Below are 19574 nucleotides of genomic sequence, written 5' to 3' on the forward strand. Positions count from 1 at the left end.
GAGCTTTATCTCATTATTTTTTTCTCTAATTTATTACATAAGTTTTCAATATCCTCCTTCCTCACTAATTCAGCAATCCATTCTTCAGGAATATCTTCAAAACCATAATAAATTCCTGCAATTCCACCTGTGATCGCTCCGGTTGTGTCGGTGTCTTCTCCTAAATTGACTGCTTTCAAAACTGCTTCTGAATAACTTTCCGAGTTTAGGAAACACCATAAAGAGGCTTCTAGGCTGTGAAGAACGTAGCCTGAAGAACTTATTTCTTCCTCTTGCAAAATATGTAACGGAGCAACATCGTATTCACCAACTTTTAATTCTAAAATTCGGTGGAATTTATCCATTTCATTTTGAGAACAAATCGGATTCTGAACCAAAAAGTTTCGCACTTTTTCCTGCATTGTTTTATATGCGTCCCATTTATCTTTTCCTGTCAGAATTTCTAAAGCCAATTCCAAATAAATAAAACAAGCCAAGGCAGACCGAATATGTCCATGTGTAATACTAGAAACATCTTTCGTTATTTCAAAGCGCTTTTCAATTGGAAAATCTTTAATATAAAATAATAGTGGCAAAACTCTCATCAAAGAACCATTGCCATTATTAAACTCCGAGGTTCCGCCGCATAATGTTGGAGAAGTTCCTTTGCTAATTCTGTGAATCGCTTGTAAAGTAGCAATTCCAATATCGAAAACTCTTCCGTGTGGAGTCCAGATTTCGGCATTATACCATTGTAAGAATTTTGTAGATATATCTTCCAAATCATAACCTTTGCAAAGGCTATCCGCAAGACATAACGTTAAAGAACCATCATCACTCCACGTTCCAGCAGGTTGATGATGAGTTCCTAAAGCTCTCATTTTTGTAACAGGTGAACGTTTCAATTGTTCACGGCTTCTAAATTCCACAGGAACACCCAAAGCATCACCAATACAAACCCCGAATATTCCGGCTTTTACAATATTTTCCATTAGGCTAGATTTACAAGCTTATCAAATAACAATTTCATTCCCTTTGTTGCGGTCTCTTTCATTAAAACAGCTCTTTGTCCGTACCCAAAACCTGTTTCGTTAGGATTGATCACAATCAACAAGCAGTCATCTTTGATTTCGTGGATTAATCCAGCCGCCGGATACACCTGCAGAGAAGTTCCGATTACCAAAAAAACATCTGCTTCTTTTGCTTTTTCTGTTGCTTCTTTCATCAAAGGAACATCTTCCCCGAACCAAACGATAAAAGGACGCAATTGCGCTCCGTCTTCTGCTTTGTCGCCAATTTTAATGTCATCTTTTTGTTCATAAATCAAGCTTTTATTATTGCACGAACAAGATTTAAACAATTCTCCGTGAAGATGAATGATATTTTTTGAACCAGCTCTTTCGTGTAAATCATCGATGTTTTGAGTGATAATTTGAACCTCAAAATGTTTTTCTAATTCTGCTATTAATTTGTGTGCATCATTGGGTTCTACTTCATGAAGCTGGCGTCGTCTTTGGTTGTAAAATTCCAGAACCAATTCTCGGTCTTTTCTCCAGCCTTCCGGACTTGCCACATCCGTTAAACTGTGATTTTCCCAAAGACCATCTCCGTCTCTGAATGTTTTTATTCCGCTTTCGGCGCTAATTCCTGCACCGCTTAATATGGTTAGTTTTTTCATTTGTTCTTAATTATTTCATCATATTTAAAATCTTTGTAAGGATAAAAAACAATATTTTCACTATCATTATCAACATAGGTAATTAAAGATTCAGCAAGTGTAACATGTTGCTCATCATTTTTTGGATAAACATCTAAAATATCTTTAACAATTTTATTGTTGTACAGATATAGTGTGTAATTTTCTTTATTACAAAATTTTTCTTCAAAGCTTAAAATAAATTCTTTCAAAACACTTTCATTTTCAGAGCCTTTATAAAAGATATAATATGATTCGTGAGATACATTCATTCTATGTTGTAAAATCTCAAATTCGAACTTATCTATGTTATGTAATAGTTTTCTTTTAGTTTCATTTATTAATTTAAAATCCAATTCAAAATTTGAAGGAAATACTTCATAAAATTTAACATCCATATCTTTAAAAAGTCTATAAAAAGACTCTTTGATTATATCTGGAGTTTTTATTCCAAAATAAATTCCTGTGATTGATGATTGATGAAACTTTTTCATTCCATATTTATCAAAAATCAATCTAACTTCCTTTTCATGTTGCCATGTAGATTTTTTTGTGGCAAACATTTTTTTGATAAAATTATTCTGTAAGTTGCTCATATCTTCCACACCTAATGTTGGAATATTATCTTTATAATCAACCTTAAACTGATATTGAAAATCAAAGTTTTGACCTTTATCAACTAATTTCTCTAAATCATATTCTATACAATATCCTGAATATGAACTTGCATAGTAAGCCCATAATTGTTCATTTAAAAAATCTGTACTCAAACAATAAACACCTATTTCTTCTTTAAAATTTAAAACTTCTTTAAACTGAGTTTCAAAATTATCTAACTCTTTAAATGGGAACAAAATCTTTAATATTTTTATTAATTGAGATATTTCTTCATTAAAATAAATATCAAAAGGGTCATTCAACATTGTATAATTTGATGAATAGAAAGAATTATTCTTAATAGTTTCAAAATCTCTTTCAAAAACATCCTTTTCTATTGATCTATATTTATAAACTTTCATACTAATTCTCTTAAATTTTATTATACAATAATTTCTTCAAACGGTTTTATCATTTCTTCTTTCTTCGTCAGAACTGCAAAAACCACTCTTTCAAATTTATTTTTATACTTTCCGTGAAGATGCTTTTTAAATAATTCTGCAATTTCTCTCGGATCATTTTTAAAAACACCACATCCCCAAGCTCCTAAAATCAATGTTTCGTTTCCTTGATGTAAAGCTAAAGACAGCATTTTATCCATTCTCACATCCATTGCTCCGAAAATCTCACTCACTCTTTCCGGTTCCTGTTGCTTTACAACACCTGCATTTACGGCAGGAGAAGTAATGAAATTGCACAGAACAGGTTTAACCAGCAATTCTCCTTTTTCTTTTCTAAAAACCGGAACCTTTGGACTGTAAATCATCATATCAGTATAAAAACAGGACTTCATTGCACGATGAGTTTTATAATAATCATCTGCCTGAAGCTGTGTTTCATACAGCGCAGAAGTTCTTGCCAAACTTTCTTCCTGTGCTTCCGCTCCGTTGATAAAACCACCGCCCGGATTTTTTGATGATGCGAAATTCAGACACATTAATTTTTCCTGATTTTCTTCTTCGGATAATTTTAAAATTGCTTTTAATGAACTGCAGTTCCTAGTTTCAAATGTTGTTTCAAAATCGGCTTTCGGAAGTTCATTTTTCGTCATTTCCGAAAGTTCTTCAGATGAAAACAATACGGTTTCTTTTTTAGAGATTTCCAGTTCGTTTTCTATATTTATTTTTTCGTTGTTTTCGTTTATATAATATTTCTTGGCTAAGATGTCTAATGTATCTTTTGCCATTTCTTTATTTGTCATTTCAATTAGTTTTTAGTTTTATTCAAAATCGTAAACATATACTTCCACATTATTTTTCAACATTGTTCTTTCAATAATCGGTTCAATTTCTTCCCAATTTCCTCCTGCTAAACCGCAACCGATTCTTGGCATATGTACAATTGTATTTAATTTTAAAGCTTCATCAGTTAATTTCTCTAAACATTTTTCTACAGCTTCATATCTAATTGGAGCTATTCCTTTGGAATTTGAGATCGTTTTATGTTGACCGATCATATTACAAACCCAAACATCTTGTTCAACTTGAACTATTTGAATTTCTCCAAGATGGAAATTTTGTTTATTTTTAAACCATTCTCTATATTCAGTTTCTGGTTGCTTCCATCTTTTAGAAATTGCCATTACAAAACCTTTTCCCCAGCCTCCGATATCGTTGCAGATATGAATGATGATTTTATTTCCTTTTATATGAGGATTTGTTGCATCTCCTTTTAAATAATTTATAGTTTCCATGGTTAAATAATGTGTTTTTTATTTTAATAATCTTGTTCTTTAAGTTTTGGCTAAAGCCGTTGAAGTTTAGTCATTATTAAAATGGGCTAAAGCCCATTCCTATTGATTTGTGATTTTGCATTTAATTTATTTCTTTTAAAATTAATCAATATTCTTATCAAGTAATTCTTCTAAAATCCTTTGAATACGGAGAATAAGATCCATAAACCTCATCAAAATTTACATCAATATTTTCTATTTTAAATTCCTCATCCAATTGATCTAGACAAGTCACAACCAGATTTTTCTTGTTGGCAACAACATAAGCTTCATCCAATTTAAGAGCATAATTTAATAAGTCATAATCTAAATTTCCAAAGCGAAGATCCTTTTGATATTCATTAAAAATACAGGTTTCCTCTTCATTGTTTTTTAAAGCCAACTCCTTTTCATTACTCATCCATCCGCTTCCGTGACGGGTTGAATAAGATCTTGTGACGTAAAACATTTCTATATTTTCAATCTTCAACAATTTACAAACTTCGTACGCATTTTTTGAAGTGGTATTCGCAAAAGTCACGTTCGGGAAAACACCATGATCCATATCCAATAAAATGCCCTGACTTCCTTCAAAAATAAGATGGTTAAAGGAATTCAGATAAGAGTAACCTTCAATTTTCCAATCAATATTATCGATGGCTTCTAAAAAATCCTGTAAAGCATTTTGAATCTCCTCTCCTTCTTCAAAACCGTAATAATTTGCGATTCCTTTTAATTTTTCTATCAACATTGGTCTTGGAGCAATCAAATCAGTGGCAAATAACTTAAACGGACTTTCATTTCTTTTCATCGTTGCTCCGACTCCTTTTCCGCAGGTTCCGTGTTCTAAGTTTCTGACATTTTTTCTGTTGCTGAAAACATCAAAAGGAGTAGTTACTTTTGCCAATGGGTGAATATGAAGTTCAATACTTCCGTTTTTCTGTTTTAATTCTTCGCTTTCGTTAAATAAAAAAGTCGGGTGAATCGTACAGTGCTCCGTAAAATAAGAAGGCAAACCCCGCAGTGCTCCGCTTGCAAAACTTGAATGAATGTGCTTTCTGTCATCCATCATCACGGTATGCGCCGCCTGTTGACCGCCTGAAAAACGAATAACTACAGACTCAGGATTTTGCTGAGCCAGAAAATCTGTAGTGATACCTTTTCCTTCATCACCAAAACCTAAGCCTATAATTATTTGTGCTGTTTTCATTTTTTAAAACATTTGAATATTATTAAATCCACCTAAATCTTTAGTTTTGAAATGATCTTCACTAAATGTGCTGCAAACGACTTCTTTAATCACTTTCGGAACATCTCTGTAATCTTCGATGGATAAACAGTTCTGTCCTAACAAATCCTTCCAGCCTTTATCTGCATTCACCGCCTGTCCGGAATGCAAAACGCTGATGTGGAAAACTTCATATCTCTTTTTAGCTTCTTCCAACAATTCTGTATGCTTAAAGCTCTGTTGTCCGCTTCCCATTATTTCTCTGATGGCTGAAGCAGGAAGTGTTTTCAGGCATGGTTCATCTCCTACTGTGAACAACAATCCTTTTTGATTTCTCTTTTCAAAAGCATCCGTTCTGGTGTGAAAAGCGGCAAAATACCAAGCCAGTAAATAACTTTCTCCGGCATTTCCTCCACCTCCTGATTCAATATACGTTCTTGTCAGCCACATATCCAGTTCTTCATCTCCTGATTCAAACTGACCGACTTGCAAAGGATAACCGTCACATTCATGATCTCCAATTCCTAAGAACAAAAGTGCGGGATCGGGAACTCCACCCTGGATAATTCCGCCCATTAGTTTTGGCAGGCCTTCTTTTATTAATTCGTGAGGAATATGTCCCATACTTCCGGTGACATCCAGTCCTAAAATGATCGGAACAGAATTCGGATGAACCGCAGAATCTCTTGATTCTCTGAAAGAAATGCCTTTAGGATTCATTGATTCGTGTGCCATTCTTTTTGCATTCTGAGTGAAAATTTCACTTGCAGATTTTGATGCATAACCTTCTTTTCTTGCTCTGTCATAACGAGCGTCCATGTCATATCTTGTACTTCCCATAACTAAAATTTTTTACCAAATAAATACTCAAATCTTTTTGTGGAAACTTCTAGCTGAATATTTAAATTTCTGATTGTTAATGATAATTCTATGTCTTTTTGAACGAATGCTTCCGGCTGAAAATCGGCAAATGTCAAACTGTTTTTGTCTAACGGACTGATGTCTATAAGACCTTCCTGTTCGCGTTCCAGTCTTTTTATTTTCAGTTCAATGTCTTCAACTCGGCGTCTGTATATCAACTCTGAATCTTCCCCGATTGTTCGGGCCCGGTCTTCTCTTATCTTATCATTATTTCTTTGTAATGATTCGATAAATCTGGGTTTTAAGTCTTCTTCCATGTTTTTAAATTTTATTTGCGTTCGTTTTACACTAATTTAAAAGTGTATAAAAAACTAATAACTGATTTTAAACAAATCACAAATTGCGTTATTGTTACACAAATATAAGAAGGTTTGATTTTATTAACCAAATCTATTTGTGTTTATTTTACGCTAAATACGTTAAGTAATTGATTTTCAATAATAAAATTTACTTCCTAACACATGAATCACACAATGTTTTTCACGAATGCAACAAATGATTATTTTTTATTTAAGTTTTGGCTAAAGCCAATGGAGTGTTTGTTCATTAAAAAACGGGCTAAAGCCCGTTCCCATTGATGTCTGTAATTTGTATTTTTCTAAAATATTTGTGTTAGCTTACATTAAAATATTTGTGAAAATTATTGTAAAAATTTTGTGAGATTTGCGTTCAGACCTTATTTAATTTCGAAATAAAACCCTTCCTCTTCAAGCTCTTTATATTTCTCCTGATTGAAAGTAAATAATTTTCCTGGTCTGCCGCTGCCTTCTTTTTTAAATTGAGAAGTTTCGTTGAGAAGTCCGTAGCTCATGATTTTTTTTCTAAAATTTCGGCGGTCGATTTCTTTTCCGATAATCGTTTTATAGAGATTTTCCAATTCAGAAAATACAAACTCATCATTCAAAAGATTAAAACCAATCGGCTGATATTGAATTTTTGTACGAAGTCTTTTTAACGCAATGTCAATAATGATTTGATGATCAAAAGCTAATTTAGGAAGCTCATTGACACTGAACCATTGTGCATCTTCCGCATCAGAATCTGCAAACAATTCATGGTATGAAGGATTCACAAGCCCTAAATAAGCCACAGAAACCACTCTATTTCTTGGATCCCGCCCAACATTTCCGAAAGTATATAATTGTTCAAGAAAATCGGGCTTTATGCCGGCTTCTTCGTACAATTCTCTTTTTACGGCATCATCCAGATTTTCATCGTCCAAAACCAAACCACCAGGTAGCGCCCAACCGCCTTTGAAAGGTTCAATATTCCTTTTTATTAAAAGAATCTGAAGATCTTTTTTGTCAAAATACCCGAAAACAACTGCATCAACGGCAACTTTTATATCCTGTAACTTTTTTGGAGAATCCATAATTTAATTTGCGTTATGAGTACACAAAATTAGCAATTACAAACCTTAATTTAAAGATTAAAATAATAATTTTTTGAATCTTATTTTTTATTAAATCTTTGACGGACGATATCAAACCAGTGAACATAAAGGAGATTTTATGTGAATGCCTTTCGAAGGAATAAGCATCACAGGTTACGACAATTCTAAAAAAAAATTCGTCAGCACTTGGATCGACAATATGTGAACCGGATTGATGAACATGGAAGGCGATTGGAATGCTGCCAAAAAATCAGTCGAATTTAAAGGAAAAATGACCGACCCATCAAGACCCGGAAAAGACTGCAACGTGAGAGAAGTCTACACTTTTGTGGATGACACTCATCTAACCCTCGAAATGTACGGTCCTGATTCTAAAACAGGCAAAGAGTTTAAGACCATGGAAATAAAATATACCAAAAAATAAATAGCAAACCGTTTCAACTGAAACGGTTTTTTTGTACATTCAAAGTTATTAAAGATTTGAATGAAACAATTTCTTTTGATTTTAACGGTATTCTTAATTGGTTGCAAAGAGGAAAAAACTTTTGCGGATGATATTGTTTTGAGTTTCCCGAAAGGTGAGAAAATGAGTATCAAAGAATTTAATACTGGTAGTTTTGATTTCGGTAGTAATTTGGTTTACAAAGGATTCTCAAAAGATACTATTCAAATAAAATATTATCAAGAAATCAACTGGATACCAGCACCTCCCGCTGTCGGTGAAAAAGAACAGTCAAGTTTTATTCTTGATCAATCACTTCTACCTTATTTTTATGAACAACTGTTTCAAGGAATCTCTTCAGAAAATGTAAAAATAACTGATGACTTAAACTTAGAAAACATTGAAATTATTGTAAAAGAAAAAGATACTATTCCTCTTTATAAATTAAGAAATGAAAAAGTAGTTAATTTTAAATCATATCCAGTTTTCATAAAAAATATTTCTGCAAAACCACTGAAAATCAATACTGATTATTTGACATATTTTAGTCCTTTCGTGAAAAACAAGGCTGATAAATGGCAAAAGGTTTTAAATACAAGATATGTAGTTAATGGATGTATCCCACCCGCACTTCCCAATTTTTTCATTTTAGAACCTAAGGAATTATTTATCATGGCAATTCCATATTTCGAAGGAAAAGAGCAAAAAGATTTCAAAATTAAAATTGACCGAGCAACTTCAAAAAATTATAAATCTTCTATAAACGAATACATCATCAATAATCAAAGAAGGGAAATATTAGAATAAAAAAATCCGCGGAAAATTTCTGCGGATTTCACTTTTATCTTTTTGCCTTTTTACATGGCTCTTTCTTTAATCATTCAGCTTCAAAACAGCCATAAACGCCGATTGAGGCACTTCTACTCTACCGATCTGCTTCATTTTCTTCTTCCCTTCCTTCTGCTTTTCTAGCAATTTTCTCTTTCTCGAAATATCACCACCGTAACATTTTGCGGTAACGTCTTTTCTCAAAGCTTTGATCGTTTCTCTTGCGATAACTTTAGCTCCCAAAGCTGCCTGAACTGCGATATCAAACTGTTGTCTAGGGATCAGTTCACGAAGTTTCTCACACATCTTTTTACCTATGTAATAAGCATTAGAATCGTGAATTAATGACGATAAAGCATCCACCATATCTCCGTTGATCAGGATGTCCATTTTTACCAATTTCGAAGCACGCATCCCAATTGGCGAATAATCGAATGACGCATAACCTTTAGAAATAGATTTCAAACGGTCATAGAAGTCGAAAACAACCTCAGCCAATGGCATATTAAAGGTCAATTCTACCCGGTCTGCCGTTAGATAACTTTGGTTAACGATCTCTCCTCTTTTCTCGATACAAAGCGTCATTACGGATCCAACAAAGTCAGATTTTGTAATGATGGAAGCTTTGATATAAGGCTCTTCTACTCTGTCTAAAAGATTGGGGTCAATCATTTCAGAAGGGTTATTGATTAAAATCGAAACGTCCGGCTCTCTTTTAGAATATCCTAAATATGAAACGTTGGGAACGGTCGTGATCACATCCATATTAAATTCTCTATCCAATCTTTCCTGCACGATTTCCATGTGAAGCATTCCTAAGAATCCGCAACGGAAACCAAAACCAAGCGCTGCAGAACTTTCAGGTTCGAAAACCAAAGAAGCATCATTTAATCTCAATTTTTCAAGTGAGAATCTCAATTCTTCAAAATCTTCAGATTCGATTGGATAAATACCGGCAAAAACCATTGGCTTTACTTCTTCAAATCCGTCAATCGCAGCAGCTGCAGGATTTACGAAAGAAGTAATGGTATCTCCTACTTTTACTTCACGGGCATCTTTAATCCCGGAAATAATGTAACCTACATCCCCACATTCTACAGTTTTCTTCGGAACCTGCTTCAGTTTCAAAGTCCCTACTTCGTCTGCTCCATACTCTTTTCCAGTCGCGAAAAATTTAATCTTTTCGTTTTTAGAAATTCTACCGTTAACCACTTTAAAATACGCTTCAATTCCTCTGAAAGGATTATAAACAGAGTCAAAAATCAAAGCCTGAAGTGGCGCATCAGGGTCTCCAACTGGTGGCGGAACTCTTTTTACAATCTGCTCTAACAAATCGTGAACTCCTTCACCTGTTTTACCTGAAACACGAAGAACATCCTCGTATTTACAGCCGATCAGTCCCATAATTTCGTCGGTAACTTCTTCAGGATTGGCAGACGGAAGGTCAATTTTATTTAGAATTGGAATAATTTCCAGGTCATTTTCTAATGCTAAATATAAATTACTAATCGTTTGTGCCTGAATACTTTGAGCAGCATCTACAATAAGAAGTGCACCTTCACAAGCCGCGATCGAACGGGAAACTTCGTAAGAAAAATCTACGTGTCCCGGTGTATCAATAAGGTTTAAGATATATTTTTCGCCATTAAGCTCATAATCCATCTGGATGGCGTGAGATTTTATCGTGATCCCACGTTCTTTTTCCAAATCCATATCATCAAGCGTCTGAGATTGTAATTCTCTCTGAGTCACCGTGTTGGTATACTCCAAAAGACGATCTGCCAAAGTAGATTTACCGTGGTCAATATGGGCGATTATGCAAAAATTTCGTATGTTTTTCATTTAAGAACTATGTAATTTGCAAAGATAAGAAAATGCAGGATAATTCCTCATTCTTAATGAAGTACCAAGAAAAAATAAATTAACCTGATGGAAAACTTCTGTTTTGGAAAGCTTATTTAATTCAAAGTGCAGCTTAGATTTTTCATAAAAATTTTAGCTATCCAACACGTTTATTTATTATTCGTTTACAAAAAAAAGAGAGACCAAAACAGTCTCTCTTTTCAATATTATTTGTTTTTGCCAAAGTCTTCAGGTAAAATATAGTAACCCGATAACGGGTCGAGAACAACTTCCGATCCGGGAATTCCTCTCCTCTTTTTCGCAACAGCCGAATCAATAGCAACACTTACCAATGCACCCACCAGTCCGAAAGAAGCACCGATTACCGCTGTGCCTGAAGCATCTTCAGGAAAAAGCTCTTCTCTTTTGGCTTCTATAAAAAGTTTGTTGCTGTCTCTGAAAATTTCCACATAGCCAACAGGAATTACTTTAAACGGAACCCCGTTGTGAACAAATGCGTAAAAGTTTCTAATTGCTTTTTTCTCGTCGCCCTTTACTGCTTTTGTTGCAATACCTTTACTGTTCGTTTCAATGGTAAAACCTGGTTCGGGATTATGAGTGAAAAAACTGTAATAATCTTTATAAACACCTTCTTTTAGTTCGTCTGTCTTCAAAATTTCGAGTTTATCTCTTAGTAGCGTTTCATAATTTGAAAGTTCGCTTTCTGACAGTGGAAAATCCCATTGTCTAGCTTCAAATGATTTTTTCAGCAGATCTGAGAAAGTGAGTGTCAGCTTTTTTGAAAGACTTTGTGCCATATAAGGTGTCGTGCGCGAAGAAACGGTAGTTGCTGTATCTGTTCTATGTAGAAAATGATACCCATCTTCTTTTTTAATAAATGTACTGGCGCGAACTGCAAGTTTTCCGACCGAGAATTTTTCTTTTTTCTCTTCACTTATTACGACATTTTCAAGAAGAAGAACCAATTCTTCATTTCCTCTTACAGGATTATACTTGAAAAACCAATTCTTCAGATCTGTCTCAGCGTTATTCTCAAAAACAATATTGACCATATCTTTATGAAACTGAACAGAACCAATATCCTTCGACGATCTTTGATCTATTACAGTGAAATTTTTATAGGTTTTTTTATTATCTTTTATTGACTTAGACAGATCTATTGTTTCTGTTTTCTGAGCAACTATTGATATTGACGCTAAAAGAAAAAAAAGCACTTTTTTCATGATGAAATTTTTACAAAAGTATAGATTCAATTTCTATAATTTTAAAATTTTTTCTAAAAATTAAACGACCCTTACAATAAATTGCAAGGGTCGTCCAACATTAAAAAAATAAACTATTATGGGTTTTGTCTGGGTTTTGAGCCCTTATTGTTCCCGTCGCGAGGTTTTCTTTCATTCATCTTTTCCCTCATCATCCCTTCAGACTGAAACAACTTCAAAACTTTCTGGCACGGAATGACGGTTTGCATCTTATCCGCATATTTTTTCTTATTATCTAATAATTTTTGTCCTAAATCGAAACTCTGCTGAAGCTTTACTTTCGCCTCTTCTTCATTCAGTTTTTCGGGATCAAAATTTGAATCAAACTGATTCTGTATTTTTTTCTGATTATCAAGATACTCGTTATATACTTCAGTAAATTCTGTTTTATCCTCCGGCGCAACCTGAAGAATATCGATAACCATATTATTTCTAAATTCTTTAAGAAGTTCTTTTCTTTCTTCTGGTGAAAAACTGTTGATCACTTCTTTTCTTTTTTCCCGACTCATATTTTTCCAATCATAACTTTTGACTTGCGCTTGAAGCCCAAAACCAGAAATTATAAAAAGTATAAATAATATTTTCTTCATCATTCTTTAATTATATAAGTCTAAATAAACATCCTGACTTGAATTATTGGCCAATTCGGCAATCTCAGAACTTGTCAACGACTCAAGATATTCATTCATCTGCGCTTCGGTTTTCTTAGAAACAGGCTTTACAGTTTGAAGTTTTATATCTGTTTTTTCAGGTACAAAAGCTACCGTTTTTATTTGTTGGCTTGGCTGCTGATTGTCGATTGTTTGATTGTTTTTTTCAACAGAAGTTAAATCTGATTTTAAAGTCTCATACGCCAATTCACTTTCCTTTTTGGGAGCCACCTCATTTGAAACAAAACTCTGTGCAGAATCCTGATTTTCAGACGAATCTGAGTAAGAGTTATACAAAAAAGTCGATCCAAAAATCAATGCCAGTGAAGCAGCTGCTGCATATCCCCAGTTTAATTTAAAAACAGGAGTTTTTTCGCTAGCATTTACTTCTTTCATTACATTTTGCTGAACATTTTCAAACAATTGATCTGAAATTTTGTAAATGTTTTTACGATCTAATTTTTCAATATCAAAATCACTTATAGAACTTAGAACTTTCATTTGAACATTTAGAAACATATCTTCACGAACTTCGTAAATGTTTTTCCTTTCTACATTATCAAGATCAAAATCATTCACTTTTCCCAATACGCTATCCTGAATATTTTGAAACATATTCTCAGGAACGTCGTAAATGTTCTTGCGTTCTAATTTATCTAGATCAAAATTTTTCATGTCTTTACTTGTAAAAATTATCTTTCGTAATTTTCTTTTATATAATCTTCTATTTTCTGCTTGGCATAGTGATAGTTTGTTTTTAGAGTCCCTACCGACATATCCACAATTTTGGATATTTCTTCGTAAGGCAAATCATCATAATACCGCATCATAAATACCAGTTTCTGCTTTTCCGGCAGACTTTGTATGGCTTTCTGCAAAAAGACCTGTATCTCTTCAGCATCGCTGTGCGTGTTGTCGGCAACAAGATTCTGCATATAATATTCCGGATCTTCGTCGGTTTTCTGCATTCTCTTCAGTTTATTGATCTGCTGCAATGCTTCATTAGTTGCAATTCTATAAAGCCAGGTATAGAGCTGACTGTCATTTTTAAACTGATGAAAATTCTGATATGCTTTGATGAAAGTCTCCTGCAAAGTGTCCTGAGCGAGATCTCCATCTACAATAATCCTTCGGATGTGCCAATATAATCTACTCTGATAAGCGTCCATCAATGCACGAATACCTTTTTCAAGAGTTCGTGGGTTTTGCATCAGCGCAATAATCTCTGCGTCTTTAATCTTCATAAGATGCTTTCATTGGTTTGGATTACAAAAGTATTTAAAAGTTAAATTACTTATTCAATTTTTAGTCCAAATATCATAAAATCTTATCTTTGTTAGATGCAAATTGTAATTATCGGTTCCGGAAATGTAGCTTATCACCTTGCAAAAGCTTTCAAACAAAATAATATTCATCTAGCTCAGATTTTTGGGCGAAATGAGGAAGAACTTAAAAAGATTTCGGAAGAATTAAACGTTTCCTTTTCTACAGAAAATTTGGAAGAAGCAGATCTTTATATTATTTGTGTGAGTGATCAGTCTGTGGAAAATGTTTCTGAAATAATCACTAAAAAAAATTGTCTTGTAGCTCATACTTCGGGTTCTTTACCTAAAGAAATATTAAAAGGGGAGTACAGAAAATCAAGCTTTTATCCCTTACAGACATTTTCAAAATCCAAAGATTTAGAGTATTCGAAAATTCCTTTTTTCATTGAAACTGAAAATGAAAATGATCAAAAAACATTGACCGATTTAGCTTCAAAAATTTCAGCAAATGTGATGAAAAGTGACCATGAAAAAAGAAAATACATTCATCTGACTGCAGTTTTTGCCTGCAATTTTGTGAATCACCTTTTTACAAGGGCAAAAGAAATCTCGGATGCTCAGGAAATTCCTTTTGATTATTTTTTACCGTTAATTGATGAAACCGTCAAAAAAATTCACGAAATTGAACCAAAATCGGCTCAAACCGGACCCGCAGTAAGAAACGACACACGCGTTTTAGAATTACACGAGCAATTATTAAAAGACGAAAGTCTTGCGATTTATAAAACAATGAATCATTCTATCAAAAAAATGTATGAGCTATAAAGAGAAGTTAAAAGATATCAAAGCATTCGTATTTGATGTAGACGGAGTTTTCACAGACGGAAGCATTTATCTGATGCCCGGCGGAAACATGAGCAGAGTGATGAATGTTTTAGACGGTTACGCTGTCGTTAAAGCTCTCAAAAACAATTACTTAATCGGAGTCATCACAGGCGGAAATGACGAAATGGTGAGACATCGTATTAATTATCTTGGTATTGAAGATTACTATGCAAAGTCACACGATAAAATGATCGATTATGCCGATTTTAAGAAAAAGTATAAACTTAAAAATACTGAAATTCTTACCATGGGAGACGATCTTCCGGATCTTCATATGATGCAGAATTCAGCAATATCTACCTGCCCGGAAAATGCAGTTCCGGAAATAAAAAATATCGCAGACTACATTTCGTCAAAGCAGGGTGGAAGCGGGGCAGTGCGCGATGTGATCGAGCAGGTAATGAAAGTTCAGGGAAAATGGCATGACGATAATACACAATCTGTTTAAAATTTAATGATGAAAATACTTTTAGCATCGCAATCGCCTCGAAGGAAAGAATTGCTTTCCAGCTTAGGATTTGATTTTGAAGTCGTAAAAATTGATTGTGAAGAAATATTACCGAAAAATATCGAAATAGAAAATGCAGCAGCTTATTTATCTGAATTAAAGGCAGATGCTTTCAGAAAACTTGAATCAGATGAAGTTTTGATCACGGCAGATACCATTGTGGCAATTGACGAGCATATTCTTGGAAAGCCAAAGGATGAAACTGATGCAAAAAATATGTTGCAAAAACTTTCAGGGAAAACACATCAGGTTTTTACAGGTATTACAATTAAAACTTTAGACAAGACCTTTACAGAAACTGATGTTGCTGATGTTGAATTTGATGAAATTTTGGAAAACGAGATTGATTTCTATCTTAAAAATTATAAACCTTTTGACAAAGCGGGAAGTTACGGCATCCAGGAATGGCTCGGAATGGCAAAAATAAAAAAGATGAACGGCAGTTTTTATACGATCATGGGACTTCCTACCCATTTGGTTTACAAAATTTTAAACGAAATATAAATAAATTCCACGCAAAATTTTATTATTTTTACAGAATCATCAATCTGATCAGATAATAAAAAGCAGATTAGAGAGTTATACTAAATAATGAAAAAGAATATTATATTCCTTTTAGCAGCGATTATCGTTGTTTCATGCAGTACCAAGGTAAAAAAGCCTGAAGCAAGATCTAAATTTCTAAAAGGTTTTTCCACATATTACAATACACTTTTTAATGCAAAAGACGCATTGAACAGTGAATTTACAAGCAGAGACAAAGCTCATAAAGACAACTTTTATGCGCCACATATTCCTATTCTTACGTATGAAGAACAGCCGATAGGTAGTGATTTGGGACAATCTTCGGCTTTTGCCGAGAACTCAATGAGGATGGCAGAAGTGAATCGACCTACGCCAGGCGGCGGCAGAACTGCTCCGGGGATGCCTCCCAATCCTGGTGGTACAGTTCCGGGAATGCCTCAGGATCCCAATAATCCGGACGGAAACAAAGGAGCAACAACATTAGAAATTGCAGAAGCAAAAGCTCTTAAAGCAATAGGAAAGTATTCTGTTATCAAAAAAGGAGAGGAGCAGAACAAAACTATTTTTGACGCGTATATTATTCTTGCGCAATCTCGCATTTATCAGGGAAAATCCAGACAGGCTCTTGATGCTTTAAACTATGTTTTTACCCATATGAAGGAAGACAAAAGACTTCCTTTAGCGCGAGTTTATGAAGGTTTAGCCTATGCACAGCTAAAAGATTACTATAAATCTGACCAGATTTTTAATAAAATAAAAAGTGAAGGAATCAGCAAAGAGCATGAAAAGCTGATGAGCATCTATTATTCTGAATCGCTTTTGGATGCCGGTAAAAAAGAAGAAGCAGTAAAAGAACTTGACCGCGCTTTTGAACTCAACGGAAACCGACAACTGAAAAGCAGAATTGCATTTTTAAGAGGTCAGGTTTTATCTGAACTTGGGAGAAGCGAACCTGCTCGTGAGAGTTTCATGGCAGCTTACAAATATGCCAACGATTTTGAATTTGAAGTGAAATCGCAAATCGAAATCGCCAAAACTTTTAATGGAAAAGGTGATTATAACGGAGCCAAAAAATACCTTGAAGACATCAGTAAAAAAGGAACTTACGGATCCAGAAAAAATGAGTTTTATTATGCTTTAGGACTTATGGCTAACAAAGCCGGAAAACCTGAAGAAGGACAGGAATATTTCAGAAAATCTCTCACCGAAAAGGTTTCAGATCCGCAGGTACGTGGTCTGGCTTACTATGAGATCGGTAGAAGATATTTAGATAAAAACGATTACATCGGAGCGGGCGCTTACTACGATTCTGCATTGGCAACAATGACGTATGAACCTTCGAAAATACTTCTGAAAGATCAGTCAGAGAACATAAAGAAAGTTTCTAAAAACTATTATTTAATCAGAAAAAACGACAGTATTCTCACAATAGCAAAAATGCCTGAAGCTCAGAAGACAGAATACTTTGCCAGACATATTGAAAAGCTGAAGGCAAAAGAAGCAAAAGAGGAGCTGGAAAGATTACGTGCCGAAAGAAATAAAGGTTTTGACACCGGAGATTACAGTGCAAACTCGCTTTTTGCCAACAACTCTAGTTCGTTTGAAGATTTTGGAACTTCTTCAAAAGGCTTTTATTATGGAAATACAGGAACCGTAAGCAAAGGAACATCAACATTCAAGCAGGTTTGGGGAGACAGAGCTTTAGTAGATAACTGGCGTTATTCTAAAAAAATGGCTTCTATTGAAGATCTTAAGAATGAAGCATTAGGCGTTAATACCGCACCAAATCCCAGACGTTTTGAGCCTTCATTTTATATTGAGCAACTTCCTAGTGATGCTGGACAACTTTCTCAGCTTAAAAAAGACAGAGATACTGCCTCTTTAGGTTTGGGTATTATGTATCAGAATTACTTTACGAATACTCCTTTAGCAACGAAAACTTTGTATGATCTTGTAGATGTAAAACCTGAAGAAAAAGTAATGCTGCAGGCTTTGTATGAAATTTTTGCGATGAATCATGAGAAAAATCCTCAAGCTTCTGCAAGAGCCAAACAGATACTTATTACAGATTATCCTTACAGTTCTTATGCAGAATTTGCAAGAAATCCGAAAAATAATACATTTATAAAATCAGCTCCGGAAACCGAAAACGATTACAAAACAGCCTATGCTTTATTTGAATCTGAGAAATTTACCGAAAGTCAGACGATTATTGAGCAGGCGATCCTAAAAAATCCCAAAGATGCGTTGGTTCCCAAACTTTCTCTTCTTAATGCTTTCAATGCTGGAAAATCGAGTGGGAAAGAGGTAATGATTCTACAATTGGAACAGATCGTTTTAAATTATGCTAAAACTCCTGAAGGCGAGAAAGCAAAAGAAATGCTGAACTATCTTAAAAGCGACGTAGCGTTTCAGGCTACTGATAATAAGGGGAATACAGTTCCTAAAAACCTTGGTAATAATCAAAATATGCCGCCAAATCCCGGAGGATTTGGGCAATCGGGACAAAATATGCAACAGTCGCAAAATATAACGGCTCCCGGAAATCAGAACAATCCGTTACAAAATAGCGGGCAGCCGATGAACAACGCCATACAGAGCGGAGTTCCTAAAAAGCCATTATCGAATCCTAACACTCAACAGTTACAACCGGCAACTTCAGTTCCGAATCCTGTAAAATAAATAAAAAAGCGAAGATTAATCTTCGCTTTTTTTCTTTTTAACTCCATGAAATTCTTTTAGATAGAACGGTTCGAAATAGGCTATATCTTCAAAATCTTTTTTATCAATTTTCTCTAAAGTTTTCTTCACTAAATATTGTGCAGAAGGGTAGATGTCTTCATTAAATTCTGCATTCGGAAGCTGGAAAATTTCCTTCGCCTTTTTTGCACCATCACCTACAAAAATAACTTTTTTGTCTTTAAATTCCTGGAAAGAGGTTTCATCTAAAATTTTAGCCTCAATTGAAGTTATTTCATTTCCTGAATTACCATCATAGATCGCGGTATAAACCTCCATTCTTCGTGCGTCGACTAAAGGTATTACAAAATCGTAGTTTTGGTTTAAAAAAGGCTCTATCATGCTTTCCAAAGAATTAACAGCAATTAGCGGAATCTTCAATCCGTAACAGAAACCTTTCGCAGAAGCTGCTCCTATTCTCAATCCTGTATAAGAACCAGGACCTTTTCCTAAAGAAATCGCTTCGATATCTTTCATAGAAAGTTCGGCACCTTCCAAAGCCCATTCTACAAATGAGTGTAGACTTTCCGACTGTTTATAGTTTTCTGAAACTTCTTCGCAGACGCATAGTAATTTTTCGTCATCAGAAATGGCAACCGAGCAGTTTTTTGAGGAAGTTTCGAGATATAGAATTTTCATTGAATTGAATTTAAATAGTGCAAGTGCAAAAAAAGAAAAAATTCTTTTCTACTGCAAAAGTATCAAAAGAAATGATTGAATGAAAGCATTATGGAAGTTTACAAAATGTAAAAAAGTTAGTCACAAAAATATGTGGGTCTTTAAGACTAAATTTCTCTTCTCAATTTCTTGATGTTTTTATCAAAATCAGATACAATTTTCTGGGGTTTATTGAAGGTTTCATATTCATTAACTGCTTTTGATAAACTCTTATTTCACTCGCCCGAATTGAGCGGATTTTCTGGAGAAGTTCTTTAAAATAATCTTTAACAAATACATTCTGACCTTGCTTTAATCTTTCAGCATCAATCACAAATGCTCACTAATCGTAGACTTTGTTACAT

General features: G+C 34.2%; 21 protein-coding genes and 1 pseudogene. 6 read left to right on the plus strand and 16 right to left on the minus strand.

The genetic code is table 11. From position 1 onward, the window contains the following. Positions 1-5: 5 nt before the first annotated feature. The 9 genes from PGH12_RS12430 to PGH12_RS12470 all read right to left on the minus strand — a co-directional run bounded on the left by PGH12_RS12430 (position 6) and on the right by PGH12_RS12470 (position 7564). On the minus strand, positions 6-971 hold the full coding sequence (locus PGH12_RS12430; RefSeq protein ID WP_267596592.1) for an ADP-ribosylglycohydrolase family protein: 966 nt from the start codon (positions 969-971) through the stop codon (positions 6-8). Further along, entirely contained in the window at positions 971-1657 is a 687-nt protein-coding gene (locus tag PGH12_RS12435) for an SIR2 family NAD-dependent protein deacylase (RefSeq protein WP_267596590.1), read from the minus strand. The genes PGH12_RS12430 and PGH12_RS12435 overlap by 1 nt, the downstream gene beginning before the upstream one ends. Continuing rightward, positions 1654-2694 (minus strand): DUF2971 domain-containing protein, encoded by a 1041-nt coding sequence (locus PGH12_RS12440; RefSeq protein ID WP_267596589.1) that lies wholly within the window; start codon positions 2692-2694, stop codon positions 1654-1656. The genes PGH12_RS12435 and PGH12_RS12440 overlap by 4 nt, the downstream gene beginning before the upstream one ends. A 20-nt stretch (positions 2695-2714) precedes the next feature. Continuing rightward, entirely contained in the window at positions 2715-3533 is an 819-nt protein-coding gene (locus PGH12_RS12445; RefSeq protein ID WP_267596588.1) for a TIGR02452 family protein, read from the minus strand. A gap of 18 nt (positions 3534-3551) precedes the next feature. Beyond that, the gene (locus PGH12_RS12450; protein WP_267596587.1) at positions 3552-4025 is read right to left on the minus strand and encodes a macro domain-containing protein; all 474 of its coding nucleotides are present in this window, start codon (positions 4023-4025) and stop codon (positions 3552-3554) included. Positions 4026-4182: 157 nt separating this feature from the next. Then, positions 4183-5253 (minus strand): adenylosuccinate synthetase, encoded by a 1071-nt coding sequence (locus tag PGH12_RS12455; RefSeq protein WP_267596586.1) that lies wholly within the window; start codon positions 5251-5253, stop codon positions 4183-4185. A 3-nt stretch (positions 5254-5256) separates the two neighbouring features. Next, positions 5257-6111 carry a hypothetical protein gene (locus tag PGH12_RS12460; protein WP_267596585.1) on the minus strand — a complete coding sequence of 285 codons (855 nt, stop codon included), beginning with the start codon at positions 6109-6111 and terminating at the stop codon, positions 5257-5259. Between the two features lie 2 nt (positions 6112-6113). Then, positions 6114-6449 carry a hypothetical protein gene (locus tag PGH12_RS12465; RefSeq protein WP_267596584.1) on the minus strand — a complete coding sequence of 112 codons (336 nt, stop codon included), beginning with the start codon at positions 6447-6449 and terminating at the stop codon, positions 6114-6116. Between the two features lie 419 nt (positions 6450-6868). Further along, positions 6869-7564 carry an NUDIX hydrolase gene (locus PGH12_RS12470; protein ID WP_267596582.1) on the minus strand — a complete coding sequence of 232 codons (696 nt, stop codon included), beginning with the start codon at positions 7562-7564 and terminating at the stop codon, positions 6869-6871. A gap of 145 nt (positions 7565-7709) precedes the next feature. On the opposite strand from PGH12_RS12470, the pseudogene PGH12_RS12475 reads away from it, so the two are divergent. Both PGH12_RS12475 and PGH12_RS12480 read left to right on the plus strand, forming a co-directional pair. Next, positions 7710-8009 (plus strand): annotated as a pseudogene (locus PGH12_RS12475) (DUF1579 family protein). 60 nt (positions 8010-8069) lie between these two features. Continuing rightward, positions 8070-8834 carry a hypothetical protein gene (locus tag PGH12_RS12480; RefSeq protein ID WP_267596581.1) on the plus strand — a complete coding sequence of 255 codons (765 nt, stop codon included), beginning with the start codon at positions 8070-8072 and terminating at the stop codon, positions 8832-8834. 66 nt (positions 8835-8900) lie between these two features. On the opposite strand, the gene lepA is transcribed toward PGH12_RS12480, so the two are convergent. From lepA to PGH12_RS12505, 5 genes are all read right to left on the minus strand, one after another. Beyond that, the gene (lepA, locus tag PGH12_RS12485; RefSeq protein WP_267596580.1) at positions 8901-10697 is read right to left on the minus strand and encodes a translation elongation factor 4; all 1797 of its coding nucleotides are present in this window, start codon (positions 10695-10697) and stop codon (positions 8901-8903) included. A gap of 227 nt (positions 10698-10924) precedes the next feature. Next, on the minus strand, positions 10925-11941 hold the full coding sequence (locus tag PGH12_RS12490; RefSeq protein ID WP_267596579.1) for a hypothetical protein: 1017 nt from the start codon (positions 11939-11941) through the stop codon (positions 10925-10927). 116 nt (positions 11942-12057) lie between these two features. Then, positions 12058-12570 (minus strand): hypothetical protein, encoded by a 513-nt coding sequence (locus tag PGH12_RS12495; protein ID WP_267596577.1) that lies wholly within the window; start codon positions 12568-12570, stop codon positions 12058-12060. Positions 12571-12576: 6 nt separating this feature from the next. After that, the gene (locus tag PGH12_RS12500; protein ID WP_267596576.1) at positions 12577-13305 is read right to left on the minus strand and encodes a hypothetical protein; all 729 of its coding nucleotides are present in this window, start codon (positions 13303-13305) and stop codon (positions 12577-12579) included. A gap of 17 nt (positions 13306-13322) precedes the next feature. Then, the gene (locus PGH12_RS12505) at positions 13323-13874 is read right to left on the minus strand and encodes an RNA polymerase sigma factor (RefSeq protein WP_267596574.1); all 552 of its coding nucleotides are present in this window, start codon (positions 13872-13874) and stop codon (positions 13323-13325) included. Positions 13875-13970: 96 nt separating this feature from the next. Between PGH12_RS12505 and PGH12_RS12510 the strand changes: the two genes are divergently transcribed. The 4 genes from PGH12_RS12510 (at position 13971) to porW (ending at position 18495) form a co-directional block, all read left to right on the plus strand. Next, positions 13971-14720, plus strand: coding sequence for a Rossmann-like and DUF2520 domain-containing protein (locus tag PGH12_RS12510; protein ID WP_267596573.1), 750 nt, complete (start codon positions 13971-13973; stop codon positions 14718-14720). Beyond that, entirely contained in the window at positions 14710-15228 is a 519-nt protein-coding gene (locus tag PGH12_RS12515; protein ID WP_267596571.1) for a KdsC family phosphatase, read from the plus strand. Before PGH12_RS12510 ends, PGH12_RS12515 begins: the two co-directional genes overlap by 11 nt. Positions 15229-15237: 9 nt before the next feature. Beyond that, the gene (locus tag PGH12_RS12520; RefSeq protein ID WP_267596569.1) at positions 15238-15792 is read left to right on the plus strand and encodes a Maf family protein; all 555 of its coding nucleotides are present in this window, start codon (positions 15238-15240) and stop codon (positions 15790-15792) included. An 87-nt stretch (positions 15793-15879) separates the two neighbouring features. Next, complete coding sequence (gene porW, locus PGH12_RS12525; RefSeq protein ID WP_267596568.1) at positions 15880-18495, plus strand: type IX secretion system periplasmic lipoprotein PorW/SprE; 2616 nt, start codon at positions 15880-15882, stop codon at positions 18493-18495. 15 nt (positions 18496-18510) lie between these two features. Here the strand turns inward: porW and tsaB are convergent, their stop codons facing one another. Both tsaB and rhuM read right to left on the minus strand, forming a co-directional pair. After that, positions 18511-19191, minus strand: a complete 681-nt coding sequence (gene tsaB / locus PGH12_RS12530) for a tRNA (adenosine(37)-N6)-threonylcarbamoyltransferase complex dimerization subunit type 1 TsaB (RefSeq protein WP_267596567.1) — start codon at positions 19189-19191, stop codon at positions 18511-18513. A 160-nt stretch (positions 19192-19351) separates the two neighbouring features. After that, the gene (gene rhuM / locus PGH12_RS12535) at positions 19352-19543 is read right to left on the minus strand and encodes a RhuM family protein (RefSeq protein ID WP_267596565.1); all 192 of its coding nucleotides are present in this window, start codon (positions 19541-19543) and stop codon (positions 19352-19354) included. Positions 19544-19574: the final 31 nt, after the last annotated feature.

The organism is Chryseobacterium sp. CY350 (genome assembly GCF_027945075.1).
GTDB lineage: Bacteria > Bacteroidota > Bacteroidia > Flavobacteriales > Weeksellaceae > Chryseobacterium.

Excerpts from the sequence above, each read along its gene's own strand:
- PGH12_RS12440 (WP_267596589.1), bottom strand. The coding sequence starts at position 2,694 with ATGAAAGTTTATAAATATAGATCAATAGAAAAGGATGTTTTTGAAAGA.
- PGH12_RS12465 (WP_267596584.1), bottom strand. The coding sequence starts at position 6,449 with ATGGAAGAAGACTTAAAACCCAGATTTATCGAATCATTACAAAGAAAT.
- PGH12_RS12435 (WP_267596590.1), bottom strand. The coding sequence starts at position 1,657 with ATGAAAAAACTAACCATATTAAGCGGTGCAGGAATTAGCGCCGAAAGC.
- porW (WP_267596568.1), top strand. The coding sequence starts at position 15,880 with ATGAAAAAGAATATTATATTCCTTTTAGCAGCGATTATCGTTGTTTCA.
- PGH12_RS12490 (WP_267596579.1), bottom strand. The coding sequence starts at position 11,941 with ATGAAAAAAGTGCTTTTTTTTCTTTTAGCGTCAATATCAATAGTTGCT.
- PGH12_RS12445 (WP_267596588.1), bottom strand. The coding sequence starts at position 3,533 with ATGACAAATAAAGAAATGGCAAAAGATACATTAGACATCTTAGCCAAG.
- PGH12_RS12455 (WP_267596586.1), bottom strand. The coding sequence starts at position 5,253 with ATGAAAACAGCACAAATAATTATAGGCTTAGGTTTTGGTGATGAAGGA.
- PGH12_RS12450 (WP_267596587.1), bottom strand. The coding sequence starts at position 4,025 with ATGGAAACTATAAATTATTTAAAAGGAGATGCAACAAATCCTCATATA.
- tsaB (WP_267596567.1), bottom strand. The coding sequence starts at position 19,191 with ATGAAAATTCTATATCTCGAAACTTCCTCAAAAAACTGCTCGGTTGCC.
- lepA (WP_267596580.1), bottom strand. The coding sequence starts at position 10,697 with ATGAAAAACATACGAAATTTTTGCATAATCGCCCATATTGACCACGGT.
- PGH12_RS12505 (WP_267596574.1), bottom strand. The coding sequence starts at position 13,874 with ATGAAGATTAAAGACGCAGAGATTATTGCGCTGATGCAAAACCCACGA.
- PGH12_RS12480 (WP_267596581.1), top strand. The coding sequence starts at position 8,070 with ATGAAACAATTTCTTTTGATTTTAACGGTATTCTTAATTGGTTGCAAA.
- PGH12_RS12460 (WP_267596585.1), bottom strand. The coding sequence starts at position 6,111 with ATGGGAAGTACAAGATATGACATGGACGCTCGTTATGACAGAGCAAGA.
- PGH12_RS12430 (WP_267596592.1), bottom strand. The coding sequence starts at position 971 with ATGGAAAATATTGTAAAAGCCGGAATATTCGGGGTTTGTATTGGTGAT.
- PGH12_RS12500 (WP_267596576.1), bottom strand. The coding sequence starts at position 13,305 with ATGAAAAATTTTGATCTAGATAAATTAGAACGCAAGAACATTTACGAC.
- PGH12_RS12510 (WP_267596573.1), top strand. The coding sequence starts at position 13,971 with ATGCAAATTGTAATTATCGGTTCCGGAAATGTAGCTTATCACCTTGCA.
- PGH12_RS12495 (WP_267596577.1), bottom strand. The coding sequence starts at position 12,570 with ATGAAGAAAATATTATTTATACTTTTTATAATTTCTGGTTTTGGGCTT.
- PGH12_RS12470 (WP_267596582.1), bottom strand. The coding sequence starts at position 7,564 with ATGGATTCTCCAAAAAAGTTACAGGATATAAAAGTTGCCGTTGATGCA.
- PGH12_RS12520 (WP_267596569.1), top strand. The coding sequence starts at position 15,238 with ATGAAAATACTTTTAGCATCGCAATCGCCTCGAAGGAAAGAATTGCTT.
- PGH12_RS12515 (WP_267596571.1), top strand. The coding sequence starts at position 14,710 with ATGAGCTATAAAGAGAAGTTAAAAGATATCAAAGCATTCGTATTTGAT.